The sequence below is a fragment of the Streptomyces hygroscopicus subsp. hygroscopicus genome (assembly GCF_001553455.1).
In the GTDB taxonomy this organism is placed as follows: Bacteria; Actinomycetota; Actinomycetes; order Streptomycetales; family Streptomycetaceae; genus Streptomyces; species Streptomyces hygroscopicus.
In genome coordinates this window covers 1-15,064 of record NZ_BBOX01000172.1, presented here as the reverse complement: position 1 = coordinate 15,064, position 15,064 = coordinate 1, and the positions used below count along the sequence as shown (strand labels likewise).

The 15,064-nt window shown below is 74.0% G+C and carries 14 protein-coding genes; 8 read left to right on the top strand and 6 right to left on the bottom strand.

The genetic code is table 11. The features are described from left to right. Positions 1 to 220: 220 nt before the first annotated feature. Positions 221 to 445 (bottom strand): helix-turn-helix domain-containing protein, encoded by a 225-nt coding sequence (locus AXW62_RS19075; RefSeq protein ID WP_030836403.1) that lies wholly within the window; start codon positions 443 to 445, stop codon positions 221 to 223. Next, positions 445 to 942 (bottom strand): DUF2975 domain-containing protein, encoded by a 498-nt coding sequence (locus AXW62_RS19070; RefSeq protein ID WP_060945589.1) that lies wholly within the window; start codon positions 940 to 942, stop codon positions 445 to 447. The genes AXW62_RS19075 and AXW62_RS19070 overlap by 1 nt, the downstream gene beginning before the upstream one ends. A 158-nt stretch (positions 943 to 1,100) precedes the next feature. Here AXW62_RS19070 and AXW62_RS19065 point away from each other — a divergent pair, with 158 nt between their 5' ends. Further along, the gene (locus AXW62_RS19065) at positions 1,101 to 2,048 is read left to right on the top strand and encodes a GlxA family transcriptional regulator (RefSeq protein ID WP_060945588.1); all 948 of its coding nucleotides are present in this window, start codon (positions 1,101 to 1,103) and stop codon (positions 2,046 to 2,048) included. Positions 2,049 to 2,292: 244 nt separating this feature from the next. Next, a complete protein-coding gene (gap, locus tag AXW62_RS19060) occupies positions 2,293 to 3,291 on the top strand; it encodes a type I glyceraldehyde-3-phosphate dehydrogenase (protein WP_060945587.1) in 999 nt (332 codons plus the stop codon). Between the two features lie 36 nt (positions 3,292 to 3,327). On the opposite strand, the gene AXW62_RS19055 is transcribed toward gap, so the two are convergent. Then, the gene (locus tag AXW62_RS19055) at positions 3,328 to 4,887 is read right to left on the bottom strand and encodes a PH domain-containing protein (RefSeq protein ID WP_060945586.1); all 1,560 of its coding nucleotides are present in this window, start codon (positions 4,885 to 4,887) and stop codon (positions 3,328 to 3,330) included. A gap of 165 nt (positions 4,888 to 5,052) precedes the next feature. Between AXW62_RS19055 and AXW62_RS19050 the strand changes: the two genes are divergently transcribed. Further along, positions 5,053 to 7,197: a glycoside hydrolase family 31 protein gene (locus AXW62_RS19050; protein WP_060945585.1), complete on the top strand. Its 2,145-nt coding sequence runs from the start codon at positions 5,053 to 5,055 to the stop codon at positions 7,195 to 7,197. A gap of 58 nt (positions 7,198 to 7,255) precedes the next feature. Here AXW62_RS19050 and AXW62_RS19045 read toward each other — a convergent pair whose 3' ends face one another. Beyond that, a complete protein-coding gene (locus AXW62_RS19045) occupies positions 7,256 to 8,107 on the bottom strand; it encodes a helix-turn-helix transcriptional regulator (protein WP_060945584.1) in 852 nt (283 codons plus the stop codon). Between the two features lie 136 nt (positions 8,108 to 8,243). On the opposite strand from AXW62_RS19045, the gene AXW62_RS19040 reads away from it, so the two are divergent. Together AXW62_RS19040 and AXW62_RS19035 are read left to right on the top strand one after the other, a co-directional pair. Then, a complete protein-coding gene (locus AXW62_RS19040) occupies positions 8,244 to 8,513 on the top strand; it encodes an Atu4866 domain-containing protein (protein ID WP_030836424.1) in 270 nt (89 codons plus the stop codon). Between the two features lie 89 nt (positions 8,514 to 8,602). Then, positions 8,603 to 9,370 carry an SDR family NAD(P)-dependent oxidoreductase gene (locus tag AXW62_RS19035; protein WP_060945583.1) on the top strand — a complete coding sequence of 256 codons (768 nt, stop codon included), beginning with the start codon at positions 8,603 to 8,605 and terminating at the stop codon, positions 9,368 to 9,370. A gap of 102 nt (positions 9,371 to 9,472) precedes the next feature. On the opposite strand, the gene AXW62_RS19030 is transcribed toward AXW62_RS19035, so the two are convergent. Then, positions 9,473 to 10,483 carry an MDR family NADP-dependent oxidoreductase gene (locus AXW62_RS19030; RefSeq protein ID WP_060945582.1) on the bottom strand — a complete coding sequence of 337 codons (1,011 nt, stop codon included), beginning with the start codon at positions 10,481 to 10,483 and terminating at the stop codon, positions 9,473 to 9,475. Positions 10,484 to 10,646: 163 nt separating this feature from the next. On the opposite strand from AXW62_RS19030, the gene AXW62_RS19025 reads away from it, so the two are divergent. From AXW62_RS19025 to AXW62_RS19015, 3 genes are read left to right on the top strand one after another with little or no spacing between them, the layout of a single operon-like run. After that, positions 10,647 to 11,933, top strand: coding sequence for a lycopene cyclase family protein (locus AXW62_RS19025; protein ID WP_060945581.1), 1,287 nt, complete (start codon positions 10,647 to 10,649; stop codon positions 11,931 to 11,933). After that, a complete protein-coding gene (locus tag AXW62_RS19020) occupies positions 11,930 to 12,730 on the top strand; it encodes a class I SAM-dependent methyltransferase (protein WP_079115685.1) in 801 nt (266 codons plus the stop codon). Before AXW62_RS19025 ends, AXW62_RS19020 begins: the two co-directional genes overlap by 4 nt. 5 nt (positions 12,731 to 12,735) lie before the next feature. Then, positions 12,736 to 14,295 carry an FAD-dependent oxidoreductase gene (locus tag AXW62_RS19015; RefSeq protein ID WP_060945580.1) on the top strand — a complete coding sequence of 520 codons (1,560 nt, stop codon included), beginning with the start codon at positions 12,736 to 12,738 and terminating at the stop codon, positions 14,293 to 14,295. A 30-nt stretch (positions 14,296 to 14,325) separates the two neighbouring features. Here AXW62_RS19015 and AXW62_RS19010 read toward each other — a convergent pair. After that, a partial coding sequence (locus AXW62_RS19010; protein WP_060945579.1) for a DUF5914 domain-containing protein occupies positions 14,326 to 15,064 on the bottom strand: 739 nt, incomplete at its 5' end.

The following is a 15,064-nucleotide window of genomic DNA, read 5'->3' as shown; positions in this document are numbered from 1 at the left end:
GGGGCGGGGGCCCTGTCGGGCCGCACCCCAGGATCGCGGTGGCTCCCGCCGAGGTGAACCCCGAGGCGGACAGCGCCCAGGCCCCCGCGTCCTCCTGCGGCGGGCGGCGGGCGGCGGGCGGCGGGACGGCAACCACGCGGCGCGTGCGGCCAGGCCGGGCCGGTGGCGGGTGACGGCGAACCCGCGCGGCCGGACTCGCCCACAGGCCGATCGGCGGACCCTAGCCGTCGGCCGCGCCGTCGTCGGGTACCCAGCGCAGCACATCGCCGGGCTGGCAGCCGAGCGTCCGGCAGATCGCGTCGAGTGTGGTGAACCGCACCGCCTTGGCGCGGCCGTTCTTCAACACGGCGACGTTCGCGGGGGTGATGCCGACGGCGGCGGCGAACTCGCCGACCGACAGCTTGCGTTTGGCGAGCTGGACGTCGAGGTCGACGATGATCGCCATCAGACCACCTCGGCCATCTCGGCCTGTAGCTCCGTCGCCTTGCGCAGCAGGCTTCGCATGATGACGACGAGCATCGCGATCGCCGCTCCCACCCCGGCGCCCGCGGTGGCGGCGGCCAGAGCGCTGATGACCTCCATGCCGTCGTCGGGAGAGGGGATGTCGGCCAGTGCCAGATGCGTGGTGACCCCGGTCGCCAGCAGCGTCGCCACCACCGAGGAGCCGATGATGAGGTCGACCCACCGGAAGGCCAGCGGGGTGAAGATCGCGCCGCGCCGGACCATGGAGAGCAGCATCCACATGGCGACGAGCGCCACTTGGACGCAGGTGACGCCGACGATCGCCACCGTCGCGTAGGGGACGGCGAACGGGGCGTACGGCGGGAAGCGGTCGACCTCGTCGGCCGCCGTCGTCGGGATGACCACGAACTGGCCGAAGAGACCGACCAGGATCGCCGCGACGATACCGGCGCGGAGCAGGGCGATGAAGAGACGATGCATATATCGATTATCGATCGAATTCGATCGACATTCAATCGGCCGCCGCGTCGTCGGTGCTCCGCGGATCCGCCCGCCAATGGCAGGATGCTTGCGGTAGTTGTCATCGCGGTCACGGGGGCGGGCGCCCGGCCGGTCGCGGGAGGGGCGGAGGAGGCCCGATGAGTCGGAAGAACCACCGAGTCGCCGTCCTCGTGCTCGAGGGCGCGAAGCCGCTCGACGTCGGCATCCCCGCGCAGGTGTTCTCCAACCGGCCGAGCATGCCCTACGAGGTGCGGGTGTGCGGCGCCGCGCCCGGACTGGTCACCGGCGGCGACGGCCTCTCGTACCACGTGGCCGAGGGCCTGGAGGCGTTCGAGCACGCCGACACCATCTTCATCCCCGGCTACCGGGAGCCGGCGACCACGGAACCGCCGGCGGCGGTCGTCGGCGCGCTCATGGCCGCCCACAAGCGCGGGACCCGGCTCGCGGCCATCTCGACGGGGGCGTTCGCGCTGGCGGCGACGGGCCTGCTCGACGGCAAGCGGGCGACGACCCACTGGCACTACTCGAAGGCGCTCGCCGAGCGGTATCCGCTCGTACGGGTGGACGAGAACGTGCTCTTCGTGGACGAGGGCGACGTGCTCACCTCGGCGGGCGCCGCCTCCGGCATCGACCTGTGCCTGCACCTGGTCCGGCGGGACCACGGCGTCGGGCGCTCCAACCACGCGGCGAGACGGCTGGTGGCGGCGCCCTACCGCAGCGGGGGCCAGGCGCAGTACGTGCCCCGGAGCGTGCCCGAGCCGCTGGGGGACCTGTTCGCGAGCACGCGCGAATGGGCCCTGGAGCACCTCGCCGAACCGCTGACCCTCGAGGCGCTCGCCCGCAACGCGCGGGTGTCGGCGCGCACCTTCTCGCGGCGGTTCCTGGAGGACACCGGCTACACGCCGATGCAGTGGGTGCTCCGGGCGCGGGTGGACCTGGCGCGCGAACTGCTCGAACGCACCGATCTGGGCGTGGAGCAGATCGCCGACCGCGTCGGGCTCGGCACCGGGGCGAACCTGCGGCTGCACTTCCAGCGCATCCTCGGCACCTCCCCGACGGAGTACCGGCACACCTTCTCGGCCTGAGCCCGCCGATTTCTCGGCCTGAGCCCGCCGATTCCCGTGCGTGCGCGGGAATCGGCGGACGCCGGTCCGGCCCGGTGTGCCGGTCCGGGTGCCGGTGCGCGGGCCCGTGCCCGGGGCGGTTTGGCGGGATCCTTGCGGGCGGTGGCCAGGGGTGTGGCGGGATACTTGCGCACCCTGTCGATCGAGCCACTGTCGGCCCGCTCTCCGGATGCCGACCATGGACGGCGGAACGAAAGGAATCTCCATGACCCGCATCGCCGTCAACGGATTCGGCCGCATCGGACGCAACACCCTCCGCGCCCTGCTCGAACGCGACAGTGACCTCGACGTGGTCGCCATCAACGACCTCACCGCCCCCCAGTCACTCGCCCACCTGCTCAAGTTCGACAGCTCGCTCGGCCGCCTCGGCCGCTCGGTCGAGGCCGACGGAACCGAGCTGGTGGTGGACGGCCGCCGCATCAAGGTGCTCGCCGAACGCGAGCCCGCCAACCTGCCGTGGGCCGAACTCGGCGTCGACATCGTGCTCGAGTCCACCGGCCGCTTCACCGCGGCGGACGCCGCCCGCGCGCATATCCGCGCCGGGGCCAAGCGGGTGCTGGTGAGCGCCCCCTCCGACGGCGCCGACGTCACACTCGCCTACGGTGTGAACACCGAGGCGTACGACCCCGCCCGGCACGTGATCGTCTCGAACGCCTCGTGCACCACGAACGCGCTGGCCCCGCTGGCATCCGTGCTGGACGACCTGGCCGGGATCGAGCACGGCTTCATGACCACGGTGCACGCCTACACCCAGGAGCAGAACCTCCAGGACGGCCCCCACCGCGACCTGCGCCGCGCCCGCGCCGCCGGCGTGAACATCGTGCCCACCACCACCGGCGCCGCCAAGGCCATCGGCCTGGTGCTGCCGAACCTCGACGGCAAGCTGTCGGGCGACTCGATCCGCGTGCCCGTGCCGGTGGGTTCGATCGTGGAACTGAACACCACGGTCGCCCGCGAGGTGACCCGCGACGAGGTGCTCGCGGCCTACCGCGCCGCCGCCGACGGCAAGCTCAAGGGCGTCCTCGAATACGCCGAGGAGCCGCTGGTCTCCAGCGACATCACCGGCCACCCGGCGTCCTCGATCTTCGACGCCGCCCTCACCCGCGTCGACGGCAAGCACATCAAGGTGGTGGCCTGGTACGACAACGAGTGGGGGTTCTCGAACCGCGTCATCGACACGCTCGAACTGCTCGCACGCGACTGAGCGCCCCTGACCGCCGCGCGGGCACGGCCCCGCCCGTCACGACCCGGGGTCCGTCAGCGCGCGCAGGACACGGGTCAGGTCGTCCGGGGCGGCCGCGAGGCGGACCGGTTCGCCCGCGTCGTCCAGTTCGGCGATGTGCCAGCTTCTGGAGACGGTGTCGCCGTCGCCGCCCCGGACCCGCCGCACCTTCCTCACGGTGAGCCGCTCCACCGGTATCCGTCGCGCCGCGAACCGGCCCGGTCCGGCGTGGGGTGTCACCGCGGGCGGGCCGCCGCCGAGGACGATGTGGGTGCCGAAGCGGAACGGGTTGTAGTCGGTGTGCTCCAGGAAGCGGGCGGCCAGGAACACCTCCGCCCCCTCCTCCTCGGCGGCGGACACGTCGGCCGTTCCGGCCGCCGCGGGCGCACGCACCCGGGTGGCGCGCCACGCCCAGGCGAACAGGCCCAGGCTGACCAGCGAGCCCACGGCCGCCCAGGTGATCGCCCCGGAGGAGGCGAGCGGGGCGGTGGGATGGAGATAGCACAGCGGCAGCAGCCACAGGGCGGTGCCGACGAGCGCGCCCGCGAACGGAACGGCCGACGGCAGGACCTCGTCGTCGGGCAGCCGGCGGCCGCGCACCCGCAGCAGGAGCCGGGCCGCGGGCCAGCCCGCGGCGAGGGCGGACACGGCCGCGAGGACGGCCACCTCCCCGCCGCCGGGGGCGTGCTCGCGCCATACGTGGCCCGCTCCGGAGACCTCGCGCACCTTCTGGCGCCAGACGGTCAGTTCCACTCTGTCCCCGGCCTGGAACTCCTGGGCTGCCTCGCGTGAGACCTCCAGCCGGGTCAGCGGCCGGCCGCCCGCGAAGTACAGCCAGCTGCGCTGCCTGGGCCAGTTGGCCTCGGTCCGCGCGATCACGGCCGGAACGGTGGTCAGGCACTCTCCGCCCGCCCGGTTCCGCTCCCGCGGCGGGGACCCCGTGCGCTCCCCGGCGGTGCACGGGGTGGCGGACTTCCACGCCCGCTCGTCCGCCGCGGCGCCGGGCACGAACCACGCGGCCACGCCCGCGCACGCGAGCAGCACGGCGCACAGGACCAGCGACCCGGCCCAGCCGTGCCCGGCGGTGCGGTTCGACACGACGGGGACATGGCCGGACGCCGGAGTCCCATAGCGGCGGTGCAGCGCGCGGAGCGCCTCCAGTTCCGCGTCGAAGTCCGGGTCGTGGGACGACCAGCTCCGCGGCAGGGGCAGCAGCAGCCTGCGTCCGTTGCGCAGCACCAGGCTGACGCGCCGGGTCTCCTGGCCCCGGGAGCCGTGCCCGTACGTCCGGCGTACGCGCAGGTCGGCGACGTCCCGCCAGGGCACGCTCCGGCGGCGCAGCAGCGTCCGGGAGCGCAGGCCGTGGGCGTCCGCGCGCACGGCGGCGGTGGCCGCGTGCAGCGATACGACGCCCACCAGCCCGAGCAGCAGACCGGCGCCCAGCCAGAGATCCAGGAGTTCGCCCCGGCACGCCACGCGCACCGCCGCCAGGCCCGCCCCGGCCGCGCCGAGGCCGGCTAAGGCCCACAGGGTGCGCTTCCCGGGGGGACGGCAGGTCACTTCCCAAACATCCGTCATGGGTGAATCCTGCCATCAGCCCCAGACGGAACCGCAGATGCTGTGCGTGCCCACGCAACGAGACTGTTGACAGGTGACGGTTACCGCCTGACCATGAGCAGAATCAAACAGGCGATTGCACAACCGCTCCATCACGCCGTGACCCACCCCCGAAGGGCATGAGTGGTGCGCATACACCTCTGCGGACGCCGGCGCGGCGCCTTCCTGGCCGCCTCGCTGTCCTTGCTCCTCCTCCCGTCCCTGACCGGCCTCCGCCCCGCCCCACCGGCAACGGCCGCCGCCCCGGTCACTTCTGACGCCGCATCAGGGACGGGTGTCACCGAAACCCCGGGCGCCGTCTCCCTCACCGTCCGGCCCACCAGGACCTCGCCCGGATACACCGTGGACGTGGCCAAGGGGGAGTTCACGCTCACCACCCGGCGGGCGGGCACGACCGTGCTGGAGTCCGCCACCGGAGACACCGGGGGGCTGCGCTTCCGCTCCCGTGGCACATGGCAGCACGCCACCGCGCTCACCGGCTGGAGCTTCGAGCGCGGCGTCCTCACCCTCACGGCGGACACCACACTCGACGGAGCCACCGTGGAGGCGCGGCTGACGCCCGCGGCCGACCGCTACCAGCTCGACTGGGACGTCAAGGGCGGCAGCCCCGAGCAGCTCGGACTCGCCTTCGACCTCGCGTCGGCCGGGCACTGGTACGGACACGGCGAGACCGAAACCCCGGCCGGCGGCCCGTACGGCGACCAGCCGTGGCCCCTCGACAGCGGCGAGGTCGGGCACGAGAACTTCGGGCCGGCCTCGTACGACATGATCGACCCCTTCTGGTACACCTCCCGCTCCACCGGGCTGCGGGTCGACACCGGACACGTGATGAACGTGGCGATCAACGAGGGCGGCGAGGACGGCACCGGCCGCTTCACGGTGGAGTCCGCGGACACCTACCGCGCCACCGTGTTCGTCGAGTCCACGCCCCTGGAGGTCTACCGCGACTACATCGGCATCGTCGGCAAACCCGCCAAGAGCGACGCCGGCTACGAGCAGTACGCCAAGCCGCTGTGGAACTCGTGGGCCCAGTTCTACACCAAGGTCGACCAGGCGAGACTGCTCGACTACGCCACCGACCTGAAGAAGAACGGACTGGACGGGCACACCATCCAGCTCGACGACAAGTGGGAGTCGAACTACGGCAATCTGACCTTCGACCCCGTCGCGTACCCCGATCCCAAGGGTATGTCCGAGGCGATCCACGACATGGGGTTCGACTTCGGTCTCTGGGTGACCCTCTGGATCAACCTCGACTCCGAGAACCACGACTACGCGGCCGACCACGGCTATCTGCTCAAGGACGCCGAGGACCCCACCAAGCCCTGCGAGGTGACCTGGTGGAACGGCACGGCCGGGATCGTCGACCTCGCCGACCCCGACGCCAGGGCCTGGTACGAGGGCCGGCTCAGGACCCTGATGAGCACCTACCACATCGACGGGCTGAAGTTCGACACCCGCTTCTTCGACGAGAAGTGCGCCCCGCACGACGGCTACCAGGCCACCGACTACCAGCGTCTGGGCAGCGAACTGGCCGACCGGTTCGATCTCCAGGGCGCCGGTATCCGCGTGCACTGGGGCGAGACGGCGCACCGGGCCGGTTTCGTCACCCGCCAGATCGACAAGGGCACCGGCTGGAACTCCCTCCGGGCGTCCGTGACCCAGAACCTGGCGATCTCCACCATCGGCTATCCGTTCGTCGAGTCCGACATGATCGGCGGCTCCAACGGCGAGGCCCCGCCGTCGAAGGACGTGCTGGTGCGGTGGGCGCAGTCGGCCTCCCTTATGCCGCTGATGTACGGATCGACCTCACCGGTGGACACCATCGACGCGACCACCGGCCGGAAGGTCGTGTACGACCAGGAGACGATCGACCTCTACCGGGAAGCGATCCAGCGGCACGGAAGGCTCGCCCCGTACATCTGGGACCAGGTCCAGCACACGCTGAGGACGGGCGATCCGATCATGCGTCCGCTGTTCTTCGACTTCCCCGGGGACCGGAAGAGCTACACCGTCACCGACGAGTGGATGCTCGGCCCGGCCGTACTGGCCGCGCCCCAGCTCGGCGCGGGCGCCACCCGGACCGTCCACCTGCCGCCGGGCGCCTGGTACGACGTCAACCGGGGGACGGTGGTCCGCGGCCCCAGGACCCTCGGGGGATACCCGGCGCCCCTCGGCGTCACCCCGGCCTTCGTCCGCCTCGGGGCCAAGGGCGCGGCTCAGGCGATCAAGGCCCTGCGGCGCCCCGGCACACCGGCCGCCACCGGCTGACCGGCCCGGACCTCCGCCACCGGGCCGGACCTCCGCCACCGGGCCAGGCCGGTGGTGTTCAGGCGCGGTCCGCGCCGTGGGGGGAGGGCCGGGTGCGTGTCGCGTGGATGGAGCCGAGCAGGCGCAGTGCTTCCGCGCTGCCGCTGCCGGGCTCCGCGTGGTAGATGACGAGTTGCTGGCCCGGGGTCTCCCGCACGTCGAACGCCTCGTAGTCGAGGGTGAGCGGACCGACGTCGGGGTGCAGCAGCCGCTTGGCCTCCCGCGTCTTGCCGCGCACGGTGTGGGCGGCCCACAGGCGGGCGAATTCCGCGCTGCTCTCGCCGAGGGTGTCCACGAGCGCGCGCAGGCGCGGGCTGTCCGGCTCGTAGCCGGCCGCGTGGCGCAGATGGGCGACGGTGGCCTGGGCCGCCCTGTTCCAGTCCTGGTAGAAGGTGCGGCCCGCGGGGTCCACGAATGTCATGCGGGCCAGGTTGTCCGCCGGGTGGAACGGGGAGTAGAGGGCGTCGGCGAGCGCGTTGGTGGCGAGGATGTCCAGGGTCCGGTTGAGCACGAAGGCGGGCGTGTGGGAGTAGCCGTCCATCAGCCGCCGCAGCGTGGCGCTGACCTGGTCGGGCACGCGGAGGGCCGGGCCGTCGGGCACCGCGCCGGCCAGCCGGTACAGATGGTCCCGCGCGTCGCCGTCCAGGCGCAGCGCGCGGCTGAGCGCGTCGAGCACCTGCGCGGAGGGGTTGCGCTCCCGGCCCTGTTCCAGGCGGGTGTAGTAGTCGGCGTTGACGCCGGCGAGCACCGCGACCTCCTCGCGGCGCAGCCCCGGGACCCGGCGAGTGCCGTGGCTCGCCATGCCGACCTCTTCGGGCCGTAGGCCCGACCTGCGGCTTCGCAGGAACTGTCCCAGGTCGTTGTCAGCCATGCCGACAGGCTACGCGGCTGCGCCGCCGGGAGCCTGGGTGTGCCGCACCCAGGCGGAACGCGTCCTGGCCGGCCCGTGGGACACCGCCCAGACTCGGTGGCGCACGACATCACCCCACGGGAAGAAGAGGTTCACCATGACCGCGGATTCCGCCCACGGCCCCGATATCGACGTGGTCGGCATGTGGGTCACCGCAGACGGCCACATCCGCCAGGAGCTGCGCGCGGACGGCCGCTACGACGAGGCGCGCGGTACCCGGGCCAGTGCCTACACCGGCCGGTACACCGTCACGGGCAGCCATATCGACTACGTCGACGACACCGGTTTCACCGCCACGGGCGACGTACGCGACGGCGTGCTCCACCACGAGCACCTCGTGCTGTACCGCGAACGGCCCGCCTCCTGACGCCACCGCCGAGCGCGCACCACCACCGGTGCCACCACCGCTTTCCGGCGGTGGCACCGACGAAGACCACCAGGACGAAGGACAGCACCATGACGACACCCACGCACCCCGCCGACCCGGGGGAGTTCGCGGGCAGGACCGCCCTCGTCACGGGGGCGGCACGCGGCGTCGGCAAAGAGACCGTCCGGCTGCTGCACGGCCGGGGCGCTCAGGTCGTCGCCGTCGACCGGCGCCAGGAGGTCACGGCACTGCCGCAGGAGTTCCCGGGCGTTCACCCCCTGGTCGGCGACGTCACGGACGAGGCGACCGCCCAGCAGGCGGTGCGGGCGGCCGTCGATGTCCTCGGCGGTCTGGACATCCTGGTCAACAACGCCGGGCGCACCCTCAACAAACCCATCACCGAGACGACGACGGAGGACTGGGACGCCGTGATGGCGGTCAACGCCCGGGGGTCCTTCCTCTTCTCCCGGGAGGCGTTCCGCGTGATGGCGGAACGTGGCGGTGGAGCCATCGTGAGCACGGGTTCCTACGTCTGCACCGTCGCGCTGCCGGAGGGCGCCGCGTACAGCGCCTCCAAGGGCGCCCTGGCCCAGCTGACCAAGGTCCTCGCCGTCGAGGGCGGTCCGCTGGGCATCCGGGCGAACACCGTGGCCGCGGGGATCATCGAGACGGACTTCCTGGACACCTTCCGGGCCGACAGCCGCGCGTACCTGGCATCCTTCGCCGGCGCCCAGCCGCTGGGCCGGGTGGCCCAGCCCGAGGAGATCGCCGAGGTGCTCTGCTTCCTGGTCTCGCCGCGCTCCAGCTTCATCACGGGCGCCGTGGTCGCGGCGGACGGCGGTTTCACCGCGATCTGAGCGGCGTACCGCACCCGCGGCCGTCGTCCCGCCGCCACTGAGGGCGGCAGGACGACGGGAGCGGGCGCGTCGCCGGACCGGTCCCGACCGGATTCCCTCGCTTCACAGCTCCACGATGACGGCGCCCAGATGACGTCCCTCCGTCAGCTCCCGCAGCGCCCGCGGTGCCTGGTCGATGCCGCGCAGCCGGGAGTGCGGGAAGGTGAGGGTGCCCGTGCGCAGCCCCTCGGCGAAGCGCCGGTTCCACTGGGGGACCAGGTCCAGGTGGTCGTAGAGGGCGATGCCCCTGAGGGTGATGCTGCGGGAGAGCAGCGAGAGCGTGTCCAGCTCGATCCTGGAGGTGCTCGTGCCGTTCACCGAGAGCTGGCCGGCCAGCGCGCCCACGATGGCCACCCGGGCGCCTCGGTTGGCGATGGCCAGGGCGGCCGCCAGCTGCTCGCCGCCCACGTTGTCGAAGACCGCGTCGATGCCTTCGGGGGCGGCCCGGCGCAGCTGCTCCTCGATGGGGCCCGCGCCGCGGATGACCACCGCGTCATAGCCCAGTTCCCCCATCAGCCGGTCCGCCTTCTGCCGCGAACCCGTGCTCCCGATGACGCGTGTCGCGCCGAACTGCCGGGCGATCTGCCCTGCCAGCGAGCCCACACCGCCCGCGGCCCCGGTGACGAACACCGTGTCGCCGGGCCGTACTTCCGCGCCGCGCTCGATGCCCATCAGGGCGGTGGGCCCCTGGGAGAGACAGGCCGCCGGATCGGACCTCAGGCCCGGTTCGACGCGGTGCGCCGCGTCCGCGTCGAGCAGCGCGTACTCGCGCCAGCCGAGCCGGTGCTCCACCAGATCGCCGGGGGCCAGATCGGTCCCGGGGGCGGCCACCACCTCGCCGACCGCCGGACCGTTCAGCGGCGCCCCGATCTCGAACGGGGGCATCGGCACATCCGTGATCTCGTCCATCAGGGTGCGCATCACGGCGGCGACGGCCATGTGGGTGTTGCGTACGAGAACCTGGCCCGGCCCCGGCTCGGGGACCGGCACCTCCACGATCTCGAAGAGCTCATCGGCGACCGGCCCCTTGGGGCGGGCGGCCAAGCGGACTTCACGGTGCATGCGGTTCACCATGGCCCACAGAAAACGCGATGCGCACGTCGAGGTCAATCCGGTGGCCGGCCGGGGTACCCGCGCGTCGTACGTCCCGACGCCGCACCCGGGGCGGAACACTGGACGGGCCCCGGCCCCGCGCGGCGGGCCCGGGCCAGGCGGAGGACCGTGGGAGGCATCGGGCATGCGGGAGGCGGACATCGTCGTGGTCGGCGCGGGCGCCGCGGGGCTCGCGCTCGCCGACCGGCTGACCCGCCCCGGCGGCCCCCGGCCCGTCCCGTCCGTCGTCCTGGTGTCCGCGCCGCCGGGGCCGGCCCGCCCGGCCGAGCGCACCTGGTGCTTCTGGGAGCCGCCCGGAGGGGACTACGACGACGCCGTCGTCGCCTCCTGGGAGCGGCTGCGGGTACGGGCACCCGGCGGGGCGGTGGTGGAGGCCAGACCCGTGCCGCTGCGCTACAAGATGATCCGCTCGCGTGGTTTCGAGGCACTGCTCCGGGAACGGCTGGCCGGCAGACCGGGGTTCCGCGGGGTCGAGGCCGCCGTCGCGGAGGTGCGGGACGGCCGGGGCGGAGCCGAGGTGCGGGGGACCACGGCGGGCGGCGCGCCGCTGACGCTGGGCGCCCGCTGGGTCTTCGACTCCCGGCCGCTGTCCCGGCTGCCACCGGCGCGGACCGTGCTGCTCCAGCACTTCCGCGGCTGGTTCCTGCGCACCGAACGCCCCGCCTTCGACCCGTGGGCCGCCGAACTCATGGATTTCCGCACCCCGCAGCCCGACCGTGGCCTGTCCTTCGGCTACGTCCTTCCGCTGGGCGCGCGGGAGGCGCTGGTGGAGTACACCGAGTTCTCGCCCCGGGTCAGGGACGGCGCGGCCTACGACCGGCTCCTGGGCCACTACGCACGCGAGGTGCTCGGCGTGGGCGCGGCCCGCGTCGTCGCCGCCGAACAGGGCGTGATCCCGATGACCGACGCCGTCTTCCCGCGGCGGGCCGGCGCCTCGGTCTTCCGCATCGGCGCGGCGGGCGGCGCCACCCGTCCCGCCACCGGCTACACGTTCACCGCCGTACGCCGGCAGGCGGCCGCGATCGCCGACGCCTGCCGCGCCGGCCGGGTGCCGGTGCCGCCGCCCGCGTACAGCGCCCGGACGCGGGCCATGGACGCGGTCGTGCTGCGGGCCCTGGACCGCGGCAGGATCGACGGGCCGCGTTTCTTCACCGTGCTCTTCGGCCGCTGCCCGGCCCAGCGGCTGCTGCGCTTCCTCGACGGGGAGTCCCGTCTCCTGGAGGACCTGACCATCGGACTGCGGACGCCCGTGGCGGCCATGCTGCGCACCGTGGCCGAGCTGCCGCTGCTGCCCCGCCGCGCACACCACCGGTGCGCGTTCCCCGCCCCCGTGTCCCTGCCCGTCCCGGACCCGGCCGCCCACCCACCGCACGCCGTCCGCCCGCCTGATGACGAGGAACAGCGCCCATGACGCCGGCCGGGACCCCGCCGCCCGCCCCACCATCCGCCCCGCACCACGCCGAACGGCTCTGCGGCGAGGAGCTGTCGGCCGCGTTCGACCACGCGGCCCGCGGCTACGACCGCCTGGTGGCCGTGAACCCCGGCTACCACGCACAGCTGCGGCGTTCGGCGCGCAGACTGCGGCTCCCCGGGGCCGGGGCCAAGCTGCGGCTGCTCGACCTCGGCTGCGGCACCGGCGCCTCGACGGCGGCACTGCTGCGCGCCGCGCCACTGGCCGCCATCACGGCCGTGGACGCGTCGGCCGGCATGCTGGCACGCGCGAGGGCCAGAGGCTGGCCACCGAACGTGCGGTTCGTGCACGCGCCCGTGGAGCGGATCGCCGAAGCGGCGGACGGCGGCCGTTACGACGCCGCCTTCGCCGCCTACCTCTTCCGCAACCTCCGGGACCCGGACGCCGTGCTGGCGGCGGTGCGGGACCTGCTGCGGTCCGGCGGGCGGCTCGCCGTCCACGAGTACACGCTCAGCGGCCGGCCGTCGGCCCGCCTCGTCTGGCAGCTGGTGCACCGGGCGGTCGTGCTGCCCCTCGGCACCCTCATGGGAGACCGCGCGCTCTACCGCCACCTGGGGAACAGCGTCGCCCGGTTCGACACCGTGGACGCCTTCGCGGCCCGGATGCGCCGCGCCGGTTTCGACCGGGTGCGCACCGCCCCCATGCCCGGCTGGCAGACCGGCATCGTGCACACCGTCGTCGGCCGCGCGCCCGGAGGCGCGGAGCACAGGCGGGCCCGGGGCGGGACGCCCGGGTGAGGGGCGTGCGCACGGAGGCGGCGGCGGTGCCCCGCCGGGGCAGGGACCGGCGGGCACGGGTGCTCCCGGCGGCGCCCGGGGCGGCCCGGATCACCGGCGAGCCGCCCCGCGTGGCGGTGGTGGGCGGCGGCGTCGCGGGACTGGCGGCGGCCACCGCGCTGGCCGAACGCGGCGTCCGGGTCACCCTGTTCGAGCGGGCCCCCCGGCTCGGCGGGCGGCTCGCCGGATGGCCGGTGGACCTGGCCGACGGCTCCCGCGCCACCATGAGCCGGGGGTTCCACGCCTTCTTCCGGCAGTACTACAACCTGCGGGGGCTGCTCCGGCGCGCCGATCCCACCCTGGCCCGCCTCACCCCGCTGCCCGACTATCCGCTGCGGCACGGCAGCGGACTGTGCGACAGTTTCGCGCACGTCCCCCGCACCCCGCCGTGGAGCGCCCTCGGCTTCGTCGCGCTCAGCCCGTCCTTCGGCTGGGCCGACCTGGCACGGATGCGTGTCCCGGCGGCGCTGCCGCTGCTCGATGTGCGGGTGCCGGAGGTGTACGAGCGCCTGGACGACACCAGCGCCCAGGAGTTCCTGGACGCCATCGGGTTTCCCACCGCCGCCCAGCACCTGGCGTTCGAGGTGTTCTCGCGCAGCTTCTTCGCCGACCCGGGGGAGCTGTCCGCCGCGGAACTGGCGCTGATGTTCCACATCTACTTCCTGGGGTCGAGCGAGGGCCTGCTCTTCGACGTCCCCGGCGAACCGTACCCGCGGGCCCTGTGGCGGCCGCTGGCCGGCTATCTGCGCGGCCACGGCGTGGACATCCGCACCTCGGCCACGGTCGGGACCGTACGGCCCGTGGCCGGTGGCGGGGTGGAACTCCCCGGGGCCGCGGGGCGGGGCGAGCGGTACCAGGCGGTGGTGCTGGCGACGGACCCGGCCGGACTGCGGCGGCTGGTCGGCCACTCGCCGCACCTCGGCGACGCGGCGTGGCGCGCCCGTGTCGGACGGCTGCGCACCGCGCCCCCCTTCCTGGTCTCCCGGCTCTGGCTGGACCGGCCGGTGGCCGCGCACCGCCCCGGTTTCCTCGGCACCAGCGGCTTCGGGCCGCTGGACAACGTCAGCGTGCTGGACCGGTGGGAGGGCGAAGCGGCCCGCTGGGCGGCCCGCACCCGGGGATCCGTGGTGGAGCTGCACGCCTACGCCGTCCCGCCGGGAGCGGACCGGACCGCCCTGGAGGAGACGCTCGTCGGCCAGCTGCACCGCGTCTACCCCGAGACACGGGACGCCCGGCTGGTCGACGTGCGCCACGAGTGGCACGGCGACTGCCCGCTGTTCCCGGTGGGCGGCTTCCGCGACCGGCCGCCGGTGCGCACCCCGGACCCGGCCGTCGTGCTGGCCGGCGACCACGTGCGCACCGACCTCCCGGTGGCGCTCATGGAACGGGCCGCGACGACCGGCTTCCAGGCGGCGAACGCCCTGCTGGAGCGGTGGGGGGTACGCGGCCAGACGCTGTGGACGGTACCCGCCCGGGGGCGTTCCGCGCTGTTGCGCGCCCTGGCCCGGCTGGGCGCCGCGACCTGACGCGCCAGACCCGCACGCCGAGCACACCGGTCAGCCGGGGAAGCGGCCGTCCCGGCGCAGCCGCCACCGGCGCTCGGCGTACGCCAGGTCGTCCCGCCACAGCCGGCGCGCCGCGGCCCGCATCAGGGGCCGCAGCAGCGGCGCCGACGAACGGGCCAGGGCGAAACCGCGCCGGTCCGAGGTGGCGACGACCGCCTCCACGACGGCGGTGCGCGGAGCGCCGCGCAGCGCGGGGGTCACCGGAGTGGCGTGGGTCTCCACCACGGATCCGGCCCCCTCGCCGTCGGTGATGCGCATGACGACGGTACGGGGTCCGGGCGCGGTGAACACGGCGCGCACCGGCACCACGGCCCGCCCCCAGACCTTGAAGGACACGTCCACGGCGAAGCCGTCGTCGCCGGGCCCGGCGGTGTCCCCGGGGGCGCGCACCACCGACAGATCGGTGAAGGAATACGGATGGAACCAGGCGCCGTGCCACGGATCGAGCCGGTTGGCCACCACGTCCTGCGGTTCGCAGGTGCCCACGGCGGTGTGGACCGCGGCCACGGAGCCCTCCGGGGCGGGCCGTTCCGGCACGACGGGCCGGTCCAGCGGCTCCTCGCCCCCCACCGCGTCCAGCCGCACCCACACCAGCACCCCGTCGTCGTGCACCGGATACGGCTCCCAGCCCGCGAACGGCGAGCCGTCCAGGGCCAGTCCGTGCCAGTGGCAGACCAGCGAGCCGCACCGGACCGAGCCGCCGCGCAGCGGGGCGCCCAGATGGGGGCAG